This window comes from Micrococcus luteus (assembly GCF_014138885.1).
GTDB classification, from domain to species: Bacteria; Actinomycetota; Actinomycetes; order Actinomycetales; family Micrococcaceae; genus Micrococcus; species Micrococcus luteus.
The window spans coordinates 260,306-277,549 of the sequence record NZ_JACJIK010000001.1 but is presented as its reverse complement, the minus strand read 5'-3'; the positions used below and the strand labels follow the sequence as shown (position 1 = coordinate 277,549).

Annotated in this window: 10 protein-coding genes and 1 tRNA gene; 5 read left to right on the top strand and 6 right to left on the bottom strand. The window is 74.4% G+C overall.

The annotated features are described in order from the left end of the window. Nucleotides 1–62: 62 nt before the first annotated feature. Both pepN and glgC read right to left on the bottom strand, forming a co-directional pair. Nucleotides 63–2,711 carry an aminopeptidase N gene (gene pepN / locus HDA34_RS01160; protein ID WP_134377169.1) on the bottom strand — a complete coding sequence of 883 codons (2,649 nt, stop codon included), beginning with the start codon at nucleotides 2,709–2,711 and terminating at the stop codon, nucleotides 63–65. A 103-nt stretch (nucleotides 2,712–2,814) separates the two neighbouring features. Continuing rightward, nucleotides 2,815–4,059 (bottom strand): glucose-1-phosphate adenylyltransferase, encoded by a 1,245-nt coding sequence (glgC, locus tag HDA34_RS01155; RefSeq protein WP_044658929.1) that lies wholly within the window; start codon nucleotides 4,057–4,059, stop codon nucleotides 2,815–2,817. Between the two features lie 113 nt (nucleotides 4,060–4,172). On the opposite strand from glgC, the gene glgA reads away from it, so the two are divergent. Next, on the top strand, nucleotides 4,173–5,369 hold the full coding sequence (gene glgA, locus HDA34_RS01150) for a glycogen synthase (protein WP_044658928.1): 1,197 nt from the start codon (nucleotides 4,173–4,175) through the stop codon (nucleotides 5,367–5,369). A gap of 76 nt (nucleotides 5,370–5,445) precedes the next feature. On the opposite strand, the gene HDA34_RS01145 is transcribed toward glgA, so the two are convergent. After that, nucleotides 5,446–7,569 (bottom strand): acyl-CoA dehydrogenase family protein, encoded by a 2,124-nt coding sequence (locus HDA34_RS01145; protein WP_044658927.1) that lies wholly within the window; start codon nucleotides 7,567–7,569, stop codon nucleotides 5,446–5,448. Next, entirely contained in the window at nucleotides 7,566–8,279 is a 714-nt protein-coding gene (locus tag HDA34_RS01140; RefSeq protein WP_041103822.1) for a TetR/AcrR family transcriptional regulator, read from the bottom strand. Before HDA34_RS01140 ends, HDA34_RS01145 begins: the two co-directional genes overlap by 4 nt. Before the next feature lie 127 nt (nucleotides 8,280–8,406). Between HDA34_RS01140 and HDA34_RS01135 the strand changes: the two genes are divergently transcribed. Genes HDA34_RS01135 through HDA34_RS01125 form a run of 3 tightly spaced genes read left to right on the top strand, consistent with a single transcriptional unit; the run spans nucleotide 8,407 to nucleotide 12,028 of the window. Then, a complete protein-coding gene (locus tag HDA34_RS01135) occupies nucleotides 8,407–9,750 on the top strand; it encodes an acetyl-CoA C-acetyltransferase (RefSeq protein WP_044658924.1) in 1,344 nt (447 codons plus the stop codon). 32 nt (nucleotides 9,751–9,782) lie between these two features. Then, entirely contained in the window at nucleotides 9,783–11,132 is a 1,350-nt protein-coding gene (locus HDA34_RS01130; protein WP_134377170.1) for a 3-oxoacyl-ACP reductase, read from the top strand. A 2-nt stretch (nucleotides 11,133–11,134) separates the two neighbouring features. Beyond that, the gene (locus tag HDA34_RS01125; protein ID WP_134377171.1) at nucleotides 11,135–12,028 is read left to right on the top strand and encodes a MaoC family dehydratase; all 894 of its coding nucleotides are present in this window, start codon (nucleotides 11,135–11,137) and stop codon (nucleotides 12,026–12,028) included. Nucleotides 12,029–12,095: 67 nt separating this feature from the next. Here the strand turns inward: HDA34_RS01125 and malQ are convergent, their stop codons facing one another. Both malQ and HDA34_RS01115 read right to left on the bottom strand, forming a co-directional pair. Beyond that, the gene (gene malQ, locus HDA34_RS01120; RefSeq protein ID WP_134377172.1) at nucleotides 12,096–15,605 is read right to left on the bottom strand and encodes a 4-alpha-glucanotransferase; all 3,510 of its coding nucleotides are present in this window, start codon (nucleotides 15,603–15,605) and stop codon (nucleotides 12,096–12,098) included. A gap of 85 nt (nucleotides 15,606–15,690) precedes the next feature. Then, nucleotides 15,691–15,774: transfer RNA gene (locus HDA34_RS01115), tRNA-Leu, on the bottom strand. Between the two features lie 116 nt (nucleotides 15,775–15,890). Between HDA34_RS01115 and HDA34_RS01110 the strand changes: the two genes are divergently transcribed. Next, nucleotides 15,891–17,216, top strand: a complete 1,326-nt coding sequence (locus HDA34_RS01110) for a M20/M25/M40 family metallo-hydrolase (protein WP_102708390.1) — start codon at nucleotides 15,891–15,893, stop codon at nucleotides 17,214–17,216. Nucleotides 17,217–17,244: the final 28 nt, after the last annotated feature.

Below are 17,244 nucleotides of genomic sequence, written 5' to 3'. Positions count from 1 at the left end.
GCCGTCTGTCCCGCAGGGACGCGGCGTGTCGTGACCACTCCGGGCTGGACCGGGCCGGCGGCTCAGCCCGCCGGCTGCGCCGCCTGCACGCGCAGGGACCGCCGCAGGGCGTCCGTGTGCTCCACGACCAGGCGCCGTAGGGCCCCCGGGGCGTCGGGGTGCTCGTCCAGCCAGCGCTGGGCCGCGGCCAGCGTCGGGTGCGACTCCTGCGCGTCCGCGTCGCCGGCCACCGCGTCCTGGCGGCCCGGGAACAGCCCGCCGATCGCGCGCGAGGCCAGCCCGTTGGATCGTGAGGCCCACACCGAGGTCAGGCGCGGCCAGAAGCCGGACTCGTAGGGGGCGAGGAGCTCGACCTCGCCCGCGGCGAAGCCGGCCGCCGTGGCCGAGAGCAGGTCGTTGGACAGCTCCGTGCCAGTGGCCGTGCGACCGGACATGACCGCCTCCCACGCCGCGGCCTTGACCTCGGCATCGGGGCGGGCGGCCGTGGCGAGGCGATGCCACGTGACCGTCTGGGCGGTGCGGCCGGCCTCGAGCTCCGCGTCCAGGCGGTCCTGGTCGGCCCGGCCGGTCGCGGCGAGGGCCTGGAGCACGAGCCAGCGCAGCTCCGCGTCGATCGCCAGGCCCGGCGCCGACGTCGCCGCGTCCTCGCCGAGCAGGGCGGCCTCGAGGGCCGCGGCCATCCCGACGTCGGCCCGCGCCAGCGTCGCCCACGTGCGGGCCGCGGTGCGCTGGCGGTCGGAGCCGGCCTCGAGCGTCCGGGTCTGTTCGGCCAGCACCTCGCCCACCAGAGCGCGCAGCGCGTCCCGGTCCTCGGCGCGGGCGTACTGGCCCACGGCCGCGGCGGCCTGCGCCAGTACCTGCGCGTGCACGCCCACGGTCGCGATCCGCGCGGACAGCGTCGCCACCGCGTCGAGGAACCGGGCGACCGGCAGCTCGCCGTCGCGGGTCATCGACCACAGGGCGGCCCACACGGTGGCCTCCGCGAGCGGGTCCGCGATGGGGTGGGTCAGGGCCGCGCGCAGCGACCCCGCATCGAGCGCGACGGCGGCGTAGGTGAGGTCCTCGTCGTTGGGCAGCACGAGGCGGACGCCCCCGGGGACCTCGAGGTCCGGCAGGGGCACGGCCGCGCCCTCCGCCCCACCCGGCACATCGGCGGTGACCTGGGCGGTGCGGCGCAGGACGCCGTCCTGCCCGGGCATGAAGACGCCGACCTTCAGCACGTGCGGGCGGAGGATCGGCCCGCCCGTGACCGGGTCCGCGCCCTCCTGGCGCAGCACCGGGGCGTCGCCGTCGACGTCGACCCGCAGCCGGGGCACGCCGGAGGTGTGCAGCCACGCGTCCGCCCACCCGCGCATGTCCCGCCCCGAGGCGGCCTCGAGCGCGGCCATGAAGTCGTCGAGGGAGGCGTTGCCCCACGCGTGGGCGGCGAAGTAGCGGTGTGCGGCGTCGAGGAACGCGTCCCGGCCCACGTAGGCGGCCAGCTGCTTGAGCACGGAGGCGCCCTTGGCGTAGGTGATGCCGTCGAAGTTCTGACGGGCGGCCTCGAGGTCGACGATGTCCGCGACGATGGGGTGTGTCGTCGGCATCTGGTCCTGCACGTACGCCCAGGCCTTGCGGCGGGACGCGAAGGTCACCCATGCGGTCCGGAAGTCGGTGGCCTCGTCCACGCCGAGGGCGCCCATGTAGTCCGCGAACGACTCCTTGAGCCACAGGTCGTCCCACCAGTGCATCGTCACGAGGTCGCCGAACCACATGTGCGCCATCTCGTGCAGGATCACGTTGGCCCGGCCCTCGTACTGGACCGCGGTGGCCCGCGAGGTGAACACGAAGTCCTCGGTGAAGGTCACGAGGCCCGGGTTCTCCATGGCGCCGAGGTTGTACTCGGGCACGAACGCCTGGTCGTACTTGCCCCACGGGTACGCGACGCCGAAGAGGTCGTGGAAGAACGTCAGCCCCCGCTTGGTCACGTCGAACACGGCCTCGGGGTCGAACGCGTCGGCCATCGTGCGCCGGGTGAACAGCCGCAGCGGCACGGCCTGCGCGCCGCTGGCCGGGTGACCGTCCCAGGCGTCCTCCCACTGCGCATAGGGGCCGGCGAGCAGCGTCGTGATGTAGGTGGACTGGGGGAGCGTCGGGGCGAACTCCACCCGGACGACACCGTCCCCGGCCGGCGTCCGGGACACCTCCGGCCGGTTCGAGGCCAGCACCCAGTCCTCGGGTCCGGTGAGGGAGAAGGTGAAGGCGGCCTTGAGGTCCGGCTGCTCGAAGTCCGGGAACACGCGGCGCGCGTCGGCGGGCTCGTACTGGGTGTAGAGGTAGACCTCGCCGTCGGCGGGGTCCGTGAAGCGGTGCAGGCCCTCGCCCGACCGGGAGTACACGGACCGGCCGACCAGCTCCACCACGTTCTGCGCCGCCAGGTCGGGCAGCAGAACCCGGGCCTGGCCCACGACCTCGGTCAGGTCCAGCGTCGTGCCGTTGAGGGTCACCGACTCCACGCCGCCGTGGATCCAGTCCAGGTGGGTCTGCACGCCCGGCTCAGCGCACGCGAAGCGGATCACGGTGCGGACCGGATAGGTGTCGGCCGCGGCGTCCCGGGCGTCGGAGAGGTCCACGTCCACGACGTAGTCCTGCACCGTGAGCAGGCGGGAGCGGTCCGCGGCCTCCGCGCGGGTGACGTTGGTGGCGTCGAGGTCGGGGGTGGTGTCGGTCAAGGCGAGCCTCCGGTCGGGGATCCAGCGGGGACGGCGACGCGCGGACACACCGCGGCGTGCCCGCGCGTCGGCGGTGGTCCGGGACCGGCGGCCCGGGGCCGCGTCAGTGCGGCGTCGGGACGGGCTGGCCCTTGGAGAGCACCGTCAGGCCGGATTCTGTCACGGTGTAGCCGTTCGCCTCGTCCTCCGCCCGGTCGAAGCCGATGCGCGCGCCCGGGGGCACGACCACGTTCTTGTCCAGGATCGCGTTGCGCACGTGGGCCCCCTCGCCGATCACGACGGAGTCCAGCAGCACCGACTGCTCCACCCACGCCTCGTTGTGCACGCGCACGTCCGTGGAGAGCACGGACTGGGCCACGGTGCCGCCGGAGATGACCACGCCCTGGGAGAGGATCGAGTCGTTCGCCGAGCCGGGGCGGCGGGTGGACGAGCGCACGAGCTTGGCCGGCGGGGAGACGGACTGGCGGGTGTAGAGCGGCCACTCGCGGTTGTAGAGGTTGAACTCCGGCCACGGCTGCACCAGGTCCATGTGCGCGTCGTAGTAGGAGTCCAGGGTGCCGACGTCCCGCCAGTAGTGCTTGCCGGCCGTGCCGCCGGGCACCTCGTTGGCGGTGAAGTCGTACACCCCGGCCTCGCCGCGCTCCACGAACAGCGGGATGATGTCTCCGCCCATGTCGTTGTTCGACTCGGGGTTCTCCTCGTCCTGGTTCAGCGCCGCCACGAGGGCGTCCGTGTCGAACACGTAGTTGCCCATCGAGGCCAGGAACTGCGTGGGGTCGTCCGGCAGGCCGGGGGTCGTCTCCGGCTTCTCCACGAACGCCGCGATCCGCGTCCTGTCCTGCGGGTCCGTCTCGATCACCCCGAACGAGGAGGCCAGCTCGAGCGGCTGGCGCACCGCGGCCACGGTCGCCTTGGCGCCCGAGGCGATGTGCTGGTCCACCATCTGCTGGAAGTCCATGTGGTAGACGTGGTCCGCGCCGATGACGACGACGATGTCCGGCCGTGCGTCGTGGATCAGGTTCATGGACTGGTAGATGGCGTTCGCGCTGCCCGTGAACCAGTCCTTGCCCCGGCGCTGCTGCGCCGGCACGGAGGCAACGTAGTTGTTCAGGAGCGTGGACATCCGCCACGTCTCGGAGATGTGGCGGTCCAGCGAGTGCGACTTGTACTGCGTCAGCACCACGATCTCGCGGTACCGGCTGTTGACCAGGTTGGAGAGCGCGAAGTCGATGAGGCGGTACGTGCCGCCGAACGGGACGGCCGGCTTGGCACGGTCGGCCGTCAGCGGCATCAGGCGCTTGCCCTCACCGCCCGCCAGCACGACCGAGAGGACCTTCTTCTGCACCATCTGTGTCACTCCTCGTGAGCCGGGTCGTCGCGACCCGCACGCGTGCTCGGGGCGTGCGGGGCATCCGTGCCGCCAGACTATCGACCCCCGCCGGGCTGAACTAGGTTGGGGGCGTGCGCATCGACATCGTGAGCAAAGAGTTCCCCCCGTCCATCTACGGCGGTGCCGGCGTCCACGTCGCCGAGCTGACCCGTGTCCTGGCCTCCCGCGCCGACGTCCGCGTGCACGCCTTCGGCGCGCCGCGCGACCCGGACTACCACGGGGCCCGCGTCCTGACGTACCCGAACCCGCCCGGGTTCGACGCCGCCAACGGGGCCGTGCAGACCCTGGCCACCGACCTCACGATCCTCGGCGACCTCGAGGGCGCCGACGTCATCCACTCCCACACCTGGTACGCCAACCTGGCCGGCCACCTCGGCAAGCTCCTGCACCAGACCCCCCACGTCCTCTCCGCGCACTCCCTCGAGCCGCTGCGCCCCTGGAAGGCGGAGCAGCTCGGCGGCGGCTACGCCCTGTCCAGCTGGGCCGAGCGCACGGCGTACCTCGGGGCGGACGCGGTCATCGCGGTCTCGGACGGCATGCGCCGGGACATCCTGGCCTGCTACCCGGACGTGGACCCGGCGAAGGTGCACACGGTCCACAACGGCATCGACACGCAGGTCTGGACCCCGCAGACCGGCACCGCCGCACTGGAGAAGTACGGAATCGACCCGGACAAGCCCTCCGTCGCGTTCGTCGGCCGCATCACGCGCCAGAAGGGCGTGCCCCACCTGCTCCGTGCGGCCCTGCGGCTGCCGGAGGACGTCCAGCTCGTGCTGTGCGTGGGCGCCCCGGACACCGCGGAGCTGGCGCACGAGGTGAACGAGTTGATCTCCGAGCTGCGGCGCACCCGCCAGGGCGTCGTCGTGATCGAGGGGATGATCCCGCGCCACGAGGTGATGGAGATCCTCACGGCCGCCACCGTGTTCGCCTGCCCCTCGGTCTACGAGCCGCTGGGCATCGTCAACCTCGAGGCGATGGCGTGCGGCACCGCCGTCGTCGCCTCCGCCGTGGGCGGCATCCCGGAGGTCGTGCAGGACGGCGAGACCGGCCTGCTCGTCCCCTTCGAGCAGGTCGACGACGGCACGGGGGCGCCCGTGGACGAGGAGAGGTTCGCCGCCGACTTCGCGGCCGCGCTCACCCGCGTCGTGGAGGACCCGGAGCGCGCCCGCGCGATGGGTGAGGCCGGCCGGGCCCGCGCGATCGAGCACTTCTCGTGGGAGACCATCGCGGAGCGCACGATCGAGGTCTACGAGGCCGTGCTGCGCTGAGCCCGCCCGACCACGCACACGGGCCCCCGCCACCGCGAGGTGACGGGGGCCCGTGTGCGTCCGGGGACGGCCACGGTCAGCCGCGGCGACCCCGCGCCGCCTTCTCGCGGGCGCGCACGGCCTTCTCATCCTCCGGCTCCTCGCCGGCGGCCCGGCGGGCCGTGAACCAGGCGTGGGCCTCCTCCTGGCGCTGGGTCTCGGCGTCCGTGGCCACCGCCATGCGCAGGTGCTCGGGCTCGAGGCCGAACGACTCGACGAGCTCGAGGGCGAAGGGGCGCAGCCGCTCGGCCAGCCGGTTGACGTAGCCGCGCAGGGCCCGGGCGCGCTGGCTCGAGACGCGGCCGTGGGCCACGAACCAGCCGAGGTCGTCCTCGATGAGGCGCAGCGCGAACAGGTCGCGCAGCCACGTCAGGACGGTCTTCGTGGTCTCATCCGTGATGCCCTCCAGGGCGCGGGTGAAGGCCTCCCACTGCAGAAGCTCGCCGTGGTTGCGGGCGGCCTCGATGAGCTCGTGCTGGCGCGTGTTGAACGCCTCCGCCTGCGCCGCCTGGCCCTTGCCCCGGGCCCCCGAGAGGGTGCCGGCGATGTCGGCGGTCTTGGCACGGACGCGCTCGGTGAGCAGCTCATGCTGGACGGCGGGGTCCTTGAACCAGTTCGCCGAGCGGCGCTCGGACCCGCCGTCGGCCACGGACTGGACGGCCTTGTGCAGGCCCGCACGGTGGAGGGCGTCCGAGGCCTGATGGACCACGTAGCGGGAGACGGCGCCCACATTGAGACGTCCGAACTCCTTCGAGTAGTCGGTCAGCAGACGCTTGCCCACGAGCTGCAGGAGCACCGTGTTGTCGCCCTCGAACGTGACGTACACGTCCAGGTCGGCGCGCATCTGGGCCACCCGGTTCTCGGCGAGGAACCCGGCGCCGCCGCACGCCTCGCGGGCCTCCTGCAGGGTGTCCAGGGCGTGCCACGTGGTCAGCGGCTTCACGGCCGCGGCGAGCGTCTCGAGCTCCTGCCGGTCCACGTCCGTGTCGGAGCGGCCGGAGAAGACGTCGTCGAACTTCTCGACGAGCTCGTTGGAGGCGAAGGCGTCCGCGTAGGCGCGGGCCAGGCGGTCGATGAGGCGGCGCTGGTGGTTCTGGTAGTCCAGCAGCACCTCCTCCCGCTGCGGGTCGGAGGCCTTGAACTGGCGGCGCTGCTCCGCGTAGGCCAGCGCACCGTGCAGGCCGAGGAAGGAGGCCGTGGTGGCGGCGAGGGACAGGGAGACGCGGCCCTGGACGAGCGTGCCGAGCATCGTGAAGAAGCGACGCCCGGGGGAGGCGATGGGCGAGGAGTAGGTGCCGTCCTCGGCCACGTCGCCGTAGCGGTTGAGGAGGTTGGTGCGCGGGATGCGGACCTGAGTGAAGTGCAGACGGCCGTTGTCGATGCCGTTCAGTCCGCCCTTGAGGCCGTCGTCCTCGCCGCCCACGCCGGGCAGGAAGGCGCCCTCCTCGTCCCGGATGGGGACGTAGAAGCAGTGCACGCCGTGGTTGACGCCCCGGGTGATCAGCTGCGCGAAGACCGTGGCCGCCCTGCCGTGCAGCGCGGCGTTGCCGAGGTAGTCCTTCCAGGCGCCCTTGAACGGGGTGTGGATGACGAACTCCTGGGTCGCCTCGTCGTACGTGGCGGTCGTCGCGATCGAGGCGACGTCCGAGCCGTGCCCGATCTCGGTCATGGCGAAGGCGCCCGGGACGCTCAGGTCCATCGCGCCCGGCAGCCACCGGCGGTGGTGCTCCGCGGTGCCCAGGTGCAGGATCGCCGAGCTGAACAGGCCCCACTGCACACCGGCCTTGATCTGCAGGGAGGGGTCGGCGAGCACGAGGTCACCGAAGGCGGCGAGGTTGCCGCCGTGGTTGTCCTCGCCGCCGAACTCGCGCGGGAAGGCGCGGTGGACCGCGTTGCGCTCCACGAGGACGCCCAGCTGCCGCAGGACGCGGGCGCGGTGCTCGTCCATGCCGAGCAGCGGGTCGCGCCACAGGGCGGGATCCTTGACCAGTTCGCGGGATTCGCGGCGCTCCGCGGCCCAGCGGCCGAGGAGGGCCTCCTCGAGGGCCGCGGCGTCGAGGGAGCCGGGCGTCGGCCGCTCGGGCGCGATCTCGGCGACGTCGGAGGGAACCTCGGTGCTGGGCGTCGAGGACTGGGGGGCGAGCTTCTCGTGGACGGTCATGACGATGCTCCTGTTCGTGAGTGGGGGCGGGCGCGGTCGGCGTCCGCCGCCGCGGGTTCGAGGGCGGCGCCGGGCGCGGCGCCGATGAGGCCGGTGAGCAGCCAGTCGGCGATGGCGCGGGCCATCGCCTCGACCGGGATGCGACCGGCGGCCGGGGTCCGCAGCCAGGTCTCGGCGGCGGCCCGGACGAGGCCGACGGCGGCGCGCGGCCACAGGGCGAGCGGGTCCGCCGGCGCCGGGGCGTGGCCCCGCGCGGCCATCCCGCGCGCCAGGCCCGACTCGAGCATGGCGTAGACGCGCTCGAGGAACGGGCCCAGCACAGGGGCCTCGGCCGCGGCGGGGGACGGGGCGACGGCGAACGCGTACACCTCGGGCGACGTCGCCGCGACCGTGAGATACACCTCGACCATGCGACGCAGCGCCTCGGGTTCGGAGACCGGTTCGTCCGCGACCTCGAGCAGGCGGCGCTCCATGTGTGCGGTGACCCGCTCGGACACCGCCAGGCGCAGGCCCTCGCGGTCGCCGAAATAGCGGTAGTAGACGGTCTTGGAGGTGCCCGCGTGGGACGCGATCTCCTCCATCGAGGCGTGTGCGCCCAGGGCGTGCACGGCCGACCGGGCGGCCCGGACCAGTTCCAGACGGCGCTCGGCGCGGTGCCGGTCCCAGCGGACGCTGCGACCGTCCCGGGCGGTGGACGTGACGGGATTCACGAAACCGAGCGTATCAGGTACCGTGGATCACAGTCACCCACCCCGCCGACGTCCGTATCGTCCGTATCGTCCGGGGTGACAACGCCCCCGCCGCGTCGGCGGTGGGCCCGCCGTCGAGAGGACCGTCATGACCCACCACGAGACCCCCGCGTCCGAGACCGCCTCCCGCCCCGCCGTCGCCGGCGGAGCGCTGCGCCCCGCCGTCATCCTGGGCGGCAACCGCATCCCGTTCGCCCGTGCCAACACCGCCTACGCCGAGGTCGGGAACCAGGAGATGCTCACGGCCACGCTCGACGGCCTCATCGCGCGGTTCGGGCTCCAGGGCGAGCGCCTCGGTCAGGTCACCGCCGGCGCCGTCCTCAAGCACCCGCGCAACTTCAACCTCACCCGCGAGGCCGTCCTGGGCTCCGCGCTCTCCGCCGCGACCCCGGCCGCCGACGTCCAGGTGGCCTGCGCCACCGGCATGGAGGCCCTGGGCACCCTGGCCAACAAGATCCGGCTCGGCCAGCTCGACTCCGCCATCGGCGGCGGCGTGGACTCGATCTCGGACGCCCCCGTCTCGCTCTCCGACGGTGCGCGCCGCGTGCTGCTGCAGCTCAACACCGCCAAGACCACGAAGGACCGCCTGCGCGCCCTCGCCCAGCTGCGCCCCGGGCAGCTCGTGCCCGAGCCGGCCGGCGCGGGCGAGCCGCGCACCGGCATGTCCATGGGCGAGCACCAGGCCCTGACCACCCACAAGTGGGGCATCACCCGTCAGGCCCAGGACGAGCTCGCCGCGGCCTCCCACCGGAACCTCGGCGCCGCGTACGCCGCCGGGTACATGGACGATCTGGTGACCCCGTTCCACGGCCTGGCCCGCGACAACAACCTCCGCCCCGACTCCACGCCGGAGAAGCTGGCCGGCCTGAAGCCCGCGTTCGGTCGCCAGCTGGGGGACGAGGCGACCATGACGGCGGCCAACTCCACCCCGCTCACCGACGGCGCCTCCGCGGTGCTGCTCTCCTCCGAGGAGTGGGCCGCCGAGCGCGGGCTTCCCGTGCTCGCCGAGTTCGTGGACATGGAGAACGCCGCCGTGGACTTCGTCGACGGGCACGAGGGCCTGCTCATGGCCCCCGCCTACGCCGTCCCGCGCCTGCTGGCCCGGCACGGGCTCACCCTCGACGACCTCGACTTCGTGGAGATCCACGAGGCGTTCGCCGGCACCGTCCTGTCCACGCTCGCCGCCTGGGAGGACGAGGAGTACTGCCGCGAGCGGCTCGGGCTGCCGGGTGCGCTGGGCTCGGTGGACCGCGCCCGGCTCAACGTGCACGGCTCGTCGCTGGCGGCCGGTCACCCCTTCGCCGCCACCGGCGGCCGCATCGTGGCCCTGCTGGCCAAGATGCTGCATGAGAAGGGGGAGGGCTCCCTCGGCCTCATCTCCGTCTGTGCCGCCGGCGGCCAGGGCATCGTGGCCCTGCTCCGCGGCCGCTGAGCCCCGACCGACCCGACCCGAGAGGACCGACCATGACCGACCGTTACGGCACCTTCGTCGCCTCGCCCCTGGGCCGCCGCCTCACCGGCGCCCTGGGCCTGCCCCAGCCCGTCGAGTTGCGCCGGCACACCCCCGGCGACCCCGTGCTGCCCGGCTCCGTGCTCGTCCTGGGCGCGACCCGCGCAGCCGAGGATGCCCGCACCCTCTTGGCCTCATGGGGCCTTGAGGTCGCCGACGCCCCCCGGGAGGGCGCACGCCACGCGGCGATCGTCGCGTGCTTCGACGGGGTCGCCACGCCCGCGGACCTCGGCGCGGTGGCGCTGGAGATCGGCGGCGCGCTGCGCTCGCTGGGCTCCTCCTCGCGCGTGGTGACGGTGTTCGAGGACCCCGAGGCCGCCACGGACCCGGCCCTGCGCGCCGCCCGCCAGGGCGTGACGGGCCTGACCCGCTCGATCGCGCACGAGATGCGCCGTGGCGGCACCGCCAACGGCCTCGTCCTGGGCGAGGGCGTGCCGCTCACTGCCCCCGGTGCGGCCGGCGCGCTCGCGTTCCTGCTCTCCGGTCGCGCGGCGTACGTCTCCGGCCAGTTCGTGCCCGTCGCCACCGCCGACGGCGCGGTCCCCGCCGACGCGGCGCGCCCCCTGGCCGGCAAGGTCGCCGTGGTCACGGGCGCCGCCCGCGGCATCGGCGCCGCCATCGTCCGGACGCTGGCCCGCGACGGGGCCGTCGTCGTCGGCGTGGACGTCCCGGCGGCGGGCGAGACGCTGGCCAAGGTCGTGAACGAGGTGGGCGGCACCGCGCTCGCCCTGGACATCACGGCGCCGGACGCCGGCGCGCGCATCCTCGAGCACTGCCGCACCCGGCACGGCCGGATGGACGTGGTGGTGCACAACGCCGGGATCACCCGGGACCGGATGCTGGCCAACATGGACGCCGCGCGCTGGGACTCCGTCCTCGCTGTGAACACCACGGCCCAGCTGGCCATGAACGAGGCGTTCCTCGCCGAGGACGCCCGGGACGTGGCGGGCCACGGGCTGCGCATCGTGGGCCTGGCCTCCATCTCCGGCATCGCGGGCAACCGCGGCCAGACGAACTACGCGGCATCCAAGGCCGGGGTGATCGGCCTGACCGCGGCCTCCGCACCGGTCCTCGCGGCCCGTGGGGGCACGATCAACGCGGTGGCCCCGGGCTTCATCGAGACCGAGATGACCGCGAAGATCCCGCTCGCCACGCGCGAGGTGGGCCGGAGGCTCAACTCGCTGCAGCAGGGCGGCCTGCCGCAGGACGTGGCCGAGACGGTGGCCTGGCTCGCCTCGGACGCCGCAGGCGGCACCAACGGGGCCACGCTGCGGGTCTGCGGCCAGTCGAAGCTGGGGGCGTGAGGATGCAGACCACGCAGCTGTCCGCCCCGCCCTCCCTCGCCCGGCTCTACGCCCGGGCCGCCAGGCAGGCCGCCACGGACGCCGTCGTCCGTCGGCGCCGTCCCCGCGAGCTCCCGGACCGTCAGGTGGTCGTGACCGGCCACCGCATCCCGGCCGAGGCCGTGACCGCGTGGCGCGGGGCCGTCGGGTCCGCGGATCCGGCGGACCTGCCCTCGGTCCTGGTGCACACCCAGGTGTTCGGTGCGGCGATGGAGCTGATGGCCGACCCCGAGTTCCCACTGCCCCTGCCCGGACTGGTGCACCTGAGCAACACCGTCCTGCACCACCGGCCCGTCGCGGCGGAGACCCCGCTGCGCGTCACCGCGCGTGCGGTGGGTCTTGTCCCGCACCACGCGGGTACCGCCGTGGACGTCGTCGTGACCGTCGAGGGGCCCGGCGACGACGGCGGGGAGGCACTGCTGTGGGAGGGCGTCTCCCGGTACCTCGCCAAGGGCGTCCACCTCTCCGGCCTGCGTCCCGAGCGGCCCGCCCGCGAGGACTTCGTGCCCCCGACGCCGACCGCCCAGTGGCGCTTCGGGACGGGGGCCGGACGCCGGTATGCGGGCGTCTCCGGAGACTGGAACCCGATCCACCTGACGGGCGTCTCGGCCCGACTGTTCGGCATGAAGGGCGCGATCGCCCACGGGATGTTCCTGGCCGCCCGGATGCTCGAGGGCCGTGAGCCGGCCGGCGCCGGGTTCCGCTGGCACATCGACTTCGAGGCGCCCGTCGTGCTGCCGACCACCATGGCCGTCCGCTACGAGCCCGGGCCCGACGGCGGCACGCGCGTGTGCGGCTGGGATGCGCGGCGCCGGCGCCCGCACTTCTCCGGGGAGATCACTCCGCTCGGGTCCTGACGGCCACCGGGCCCGCGCACCGGCCCGCCGAGACTCGCTGTCTCGGCGGGCCGGTGCGTTCGGGCGGTCAGGCGTCCAGCCCGGGCGACCGCCGCGGCACGGCGGTGACGGCCTCGAGCAGCCCGTCCGCGTAGGCCTCCCACGAGTGACCGGCGGCGTGGCGCACGGCGCCGGTCCCCAGTGCCGCCCAGGCGTCACGATCCGCCAGGATCTCGGCCAGGGCATCGGCCCACGCCTCGGGGGTGCCCGCCGTCACGTGGCGGCCGGACACGCCGTCGAGGACCGCGTAGACCAGTCCGCCGACCCGGTGCGCCAGCACGGGCGTGCCGCAGGCCTGTGCCTCGAGGGCGACCAGGCCGTAGGTCTCGGACGCGCTCGGCATCGCCACGACGTCCGCCGCCCGGAACTGGGCGGCCAGGGCGGGCGCGGGCACCGGCCCGGAGAACGTCACCAGGTCGGCGACCCCCTCCCGCGCGGCCAGGCCCGCCAGGTCCAGCTCGTCGTCCCCCGAAGCGGCCCCGTTCACGTGCAGGCGCACCCCCGGGTCGGCGCCCGCGCCACCGGCCCGCTCGCGCAGCACCCCGAGGGCGGCCACGAGCAGGTGCGGGCCCTTGTGCCGCTGCACGCGGCCGGCGAACAGGACGCGCAGGGCCCCGTCGTCCTCCGGGGCGCCCGGCCACTGCGCGGCGCCCTCCGGCGTGAACGTCTCGAGGTCGGCCCCGGGGGGCAGCACCCGGGTGCGGGCGCGGGGCACGTCCAGCAGCTCGCGCAGGTCGGCGACCTCGGCGGCGGAGTTGACCACGAGCAGGTCGGCCCGCTCGGCGACCTCGCGTTCGGCCTCGACCCGGGCGTCCGGCTCGCGCAGCTCGGGGTCCTCGAGCATCTTCGCCGCCGCCGTGGTGTGCATGGTCTGCAGGTACGGGGCGTGGGCCGCCCGCGCCAGCGCCGCGGCGGTGGACCCGGAGAGCCAGTAGTGGCCGTGCACGAACGCGACGGGCGGGGCGTCCGCGCCACCGAGGACGGGACCGCCCGGCACGGCGTCCGAGGCGAGCCAGTCCAGGGCCGCGCGGGTGAACTCGGCGCCGAGTCCCGCCAGCTCCTCCTTGGGCACGGGAGCGGACGGCCCGGCGGCGAGGTCCACGACCGTGACCGGCGGGGCCTGCCCGCCGGCGTCCACCATCCGGACCCGTGCGCCATCCGCTCCCACCGGCTCCTCCGCCCGGGTCAGCAGGATCATCCGCACGCCCCGGCGGGCCAGGGCCACGGCGGCCTGCCGCACGTAGACGTTCATGCCGCCGGCGTCGCCGCGGCCGGGCTGGGCCAGGGGGGAGGTGTGCAGGCTGACCCCGATCCCCACCGGCACGGACGCGCGCAGTTCGGCGTCCACGGCGTCGAACAGCCGGGCCGCCGACGCCGAGTCCGCCAGGTCCTCGACGGAGACCATCCGTCCGGCGCCGTCGCCGAGGGGCACGGTCCAGTTCGGGTACTGGTCCTGGAGGGTGCCGGGCTGGTTCTGGATGCGCCGCTCGCCCACGGCGTCCACGAGCGCCACGCTGTGCAGGGCCGAGGGCGCCTGCGCGAGCAGGCGGTGCAGGGCCACGATCTGGCGTTCCCGCACCTCGGGGCCGGCCTCGGGGACGTCCACGTCCGCCTCGGCGAGCAGCCCGCGCCGGGCCGCGGCGGCGAGGAAGGCGCGCACCTCCTCCGCCGACCGCCGGCGTTCCTGGGCGACGTCCACGGTGTAGAGGCCCAGCCGTTCGCGCAGGTCCACCTGGACGCCCTCGAGGTAACCGGCCGTGGGCGGCAGGTCGTGCGTGTTCACCGCCGCCATGGCCAGCCGCCGGTAGCGCTCCGGCGGGGTGGGCTCGCCGTCCTCCTGTTCGAACCAGAGGATCGACGTGCCGAGCACGCCGGCCTCGGCCAGGCGGCGCTGCACCCACGGCTCGAACGTGCCGAGGTCCTCGCCCACCACGACGACGCCGGCCCGCTCGGCCTCGAGCGTGAGCACGGCGAGCATCGCCTCGTGGTCGTATTCGACGTACGCGCCCTGGGTGGCACCGGCGCCCTCCGGGATCCACCACAGGCGGAACAGCCCCAGGACGTGGTCCATCCGGATGCCGCCCGCGCCGCGCAGCACGGTGCGCAGCATGTCCCGGAACGCGGCGTAGCCGGTCTCGGCCAGGCGGCGCGGATGCCAGGGGTGCTGCGACCAGTCCTGGCCCAGCTGGTTGAACAGCTCGGGCGGCGCGCCGACGGACATGGTCGGCACCAGCACGTCCCCGAGCATCCACGCGTCCGCGGTCTCGCGGGTCGCCCCGACTGCCAGGTCCACCATGACGCCCATGCGCATGCCGGCCGCCCGGGCCCGCTCCTGCACGCCGGCGAGCTGCTCGGCGGCGATCCACTGCACCCAGCGGTGCAGGTCGACGTCGGTCGCGCGTTCGACGCGGACCCGCTCCGCCTCGACCCCGCCCGGCGCCCAGGCCGGGTCGGCGAGATCGGGTCCGGTGCCGTCGCCGTCCAGCCGCAGGACGGACCAGAGGGCGAAGTCGTCCAGGCCCGGGCCGGCCTCGGCGCGGAACCGTGCGTAGGCGGCCTCGCGCTCGGGGGAGCGGGGCACCTCGTGCACGCGGCGCAGCGCGGGCCACAGGACGGCGGCGACGGCGGCCCGATCGATCCGGCCGGTGCGCTCCAGCTCCGCCTGGACGCGGGCGCCGGCCGACCGCAGCTCCGCCTGCTCCGCGGCGGGCAGGTCGGCGAACTCGGGGATCGAGGGCACGTGCACGACCAGCGCCGAGAGGAACCGACGGGAGACGGGGGAGTAGGGGGAGTCCGCCGGATGGGGGCCGGGCTCGATCGCGTGCAGGGGGTGCAGCAGCAGGAAGTCGGCACCGTGCCGGGCGACGATCTCGGCCAGGGACGCCATGTCCGCCGCGTCGCCGATGCCCCACGAGTCCGCCGAGGTCACCGAGTAGCCCTGCGCGGCCGCGCCCCAGCCGCGGCGCTCGAGGAAGGGACGCGCCGTGCTCAGCCGGGTCGGGGCGCAGACCAGGACCGCGGAGGCGGTGGAGCCGGAGCCGCTGGTCACCTCCAGCCGGTGCCAGCCCGGGGCGAGGTCGGCGGGGATCTGAACGTGGACGCGCTCGCGTTCGACGCCGTCCACGAGGCGGACCTCGGACACCGGCTCGCTCACGCTCACCTCGAGGGTCCGCCCGTCCTCCGTGCGCACGCGGGCCACGACCGGCTCGCCCGCGGCCACGTGGCACGGCACGGACAGGCGGTGGCCGGACCGGGCGGCCACGGTGGGCGGGAGCACGTCCCGCCAGGGGGCCGTCTCCGCCTCCTCCAGCGCCTCGGCCAGAGCGGCGACCCCGTCCGGACGGACCGACACCCCGAGGGCGGCGAGCACCTTCACGAGGGCCTCGTCCGGCACGGTCTGGGCCGAGCCGTCCTGCCCGACGTACTCGGGCTGCACCCCGTGGGCTCGCGCGAGCCGGTGCAGCAGTGCGGGGGCTTCCAGGGCCATCGGGTCCTCCATGCCGTCGTGCGGTTCCACCGACGGCGCCTGCCGTCGCACGGACACCACTCTAGAGGGGACGCCGGGCCGGGGAACACGCAGGGCCCCGGTCGTGACGACCGGGGCCCTGCTGCTCGACGAGCGGTGCGCGAGGGGGGACTTGAACCCCCACGTCCTTGCGGACACAGCGACCTCAACGCTGCGCGTCTACCAATTCCGCCACTCGCGCTCATCGGTGGAGCCCTGGGAGAGGCTCCGTCGCCCACCGCACTCCGGTCCTGTCCGGTCCGTCCCGCTCCAGGCAACTCGAGAAAGATAGCACGGGTTCGGGCTAGGCTCAAAACCATGGTCGAGAACATCGAGAACCCCGCCCGCTCGCGCCCCGAGGACCGCGTCGTGGAGATCTGCCGCGACCTCATCCGGATCGACACCACCAACCGCGGGGGCAACGTCTCCGTCGGTGAGCCTGAGGCCGCGGAGTACTGCGCCCGGCTCATGACCGAGGCGGGGATGACCCCCCGCTTCTTCGAGTCGGCGCCGGGCCGGGTCTCCGTCGTCGGACACCTGCCGGGCTGGGATCCGGAGGCGCCGGGGCTCGTCATCCACGGGCACACGGACGTGGTCCCCGCCGAGGCGGACGAGTGGAGCGTGGACCCGTTCGGCGCCGAGCTCAAGGACGGCATGATCTGGGGGCGCGGCGCCGTGGACATGAAGGGCATGGACGCCATGGTGCTCGCGGTGCTGCTGCACCTGGCCCGCACGGGCCGCCGGCCGCGGCGACCCCTGACGGTCGCGTTCTTCGCCGACGAGGAGGCCGGCGGCGTCTACGGCGCACGCTGGGTCGTGGACCACCACCCCGAGGTGTTCGACGGGTGCACCGAGGCGATCTCGGAGGTGGGGGGCTTCTCCACCGAGGTGCACGGCTCGCGCGCCTACCTCGTGCAGACCGCGGAGAAGGGGCTCGCCTGGCTCAACCTCACCGCGGAGGGCGCCCCCGGGCACGGCTCGGCCCCGCACCCGGACAACGCGGTCACCCGGCTGGCCGGCGCCATGACCCGCATCGGCGGGCACGAGTGGCCGCTCGTGTACACCAAGACCACGCGCGCGCTGCTCGAACAGGTGGCCGAGATCATGGGCGTGGACTTCGATGAGACGGACCCGACGCCCCAGCTCGACGCGCTCGGGCAGGCCCGTTCCTGGGTGGCCGGCACCCTGCGCACCTCGTCCAACCCGACGGGGCTGACCGCCGGCTACAAGCACAACGTCATCCCGTCCTCGGCCACCGGCACCGTGGACGTCCGCCTGATCCCCGGGGAGGAGGAGTCCGCCCTCGCCACGATCGCCGAGCTCGCCGGCCCCGAGGTGACCATCGCACCCGAGCACCGGGACGTCGCCCTGGAGACCCCCTTCTCCGGAGACCTGGTGGAGCTGATGATCGCCGCGCTGCAGGCGGAGGACCCCGAGGCCCAGGTGCTGCCGTTCATGCTCGGCGGGGGCACGGACAACAAGTCCCTCTCCCGGCTGGGCATCACCGGCTACGGCTTCGCGCCCATGCGCCTGCCTGCCGACCTGGCCTTCACGTCCCTGTTCCACGGCATCGACGAGCGGGTGCCCGTGGACGCGCTCGAGTTCGGCTGCCGGGTGCTCGAGCGGATGCTGGAGCCGCGCTGATCCGGGCAGCGGGCGGCGACGACGGCCG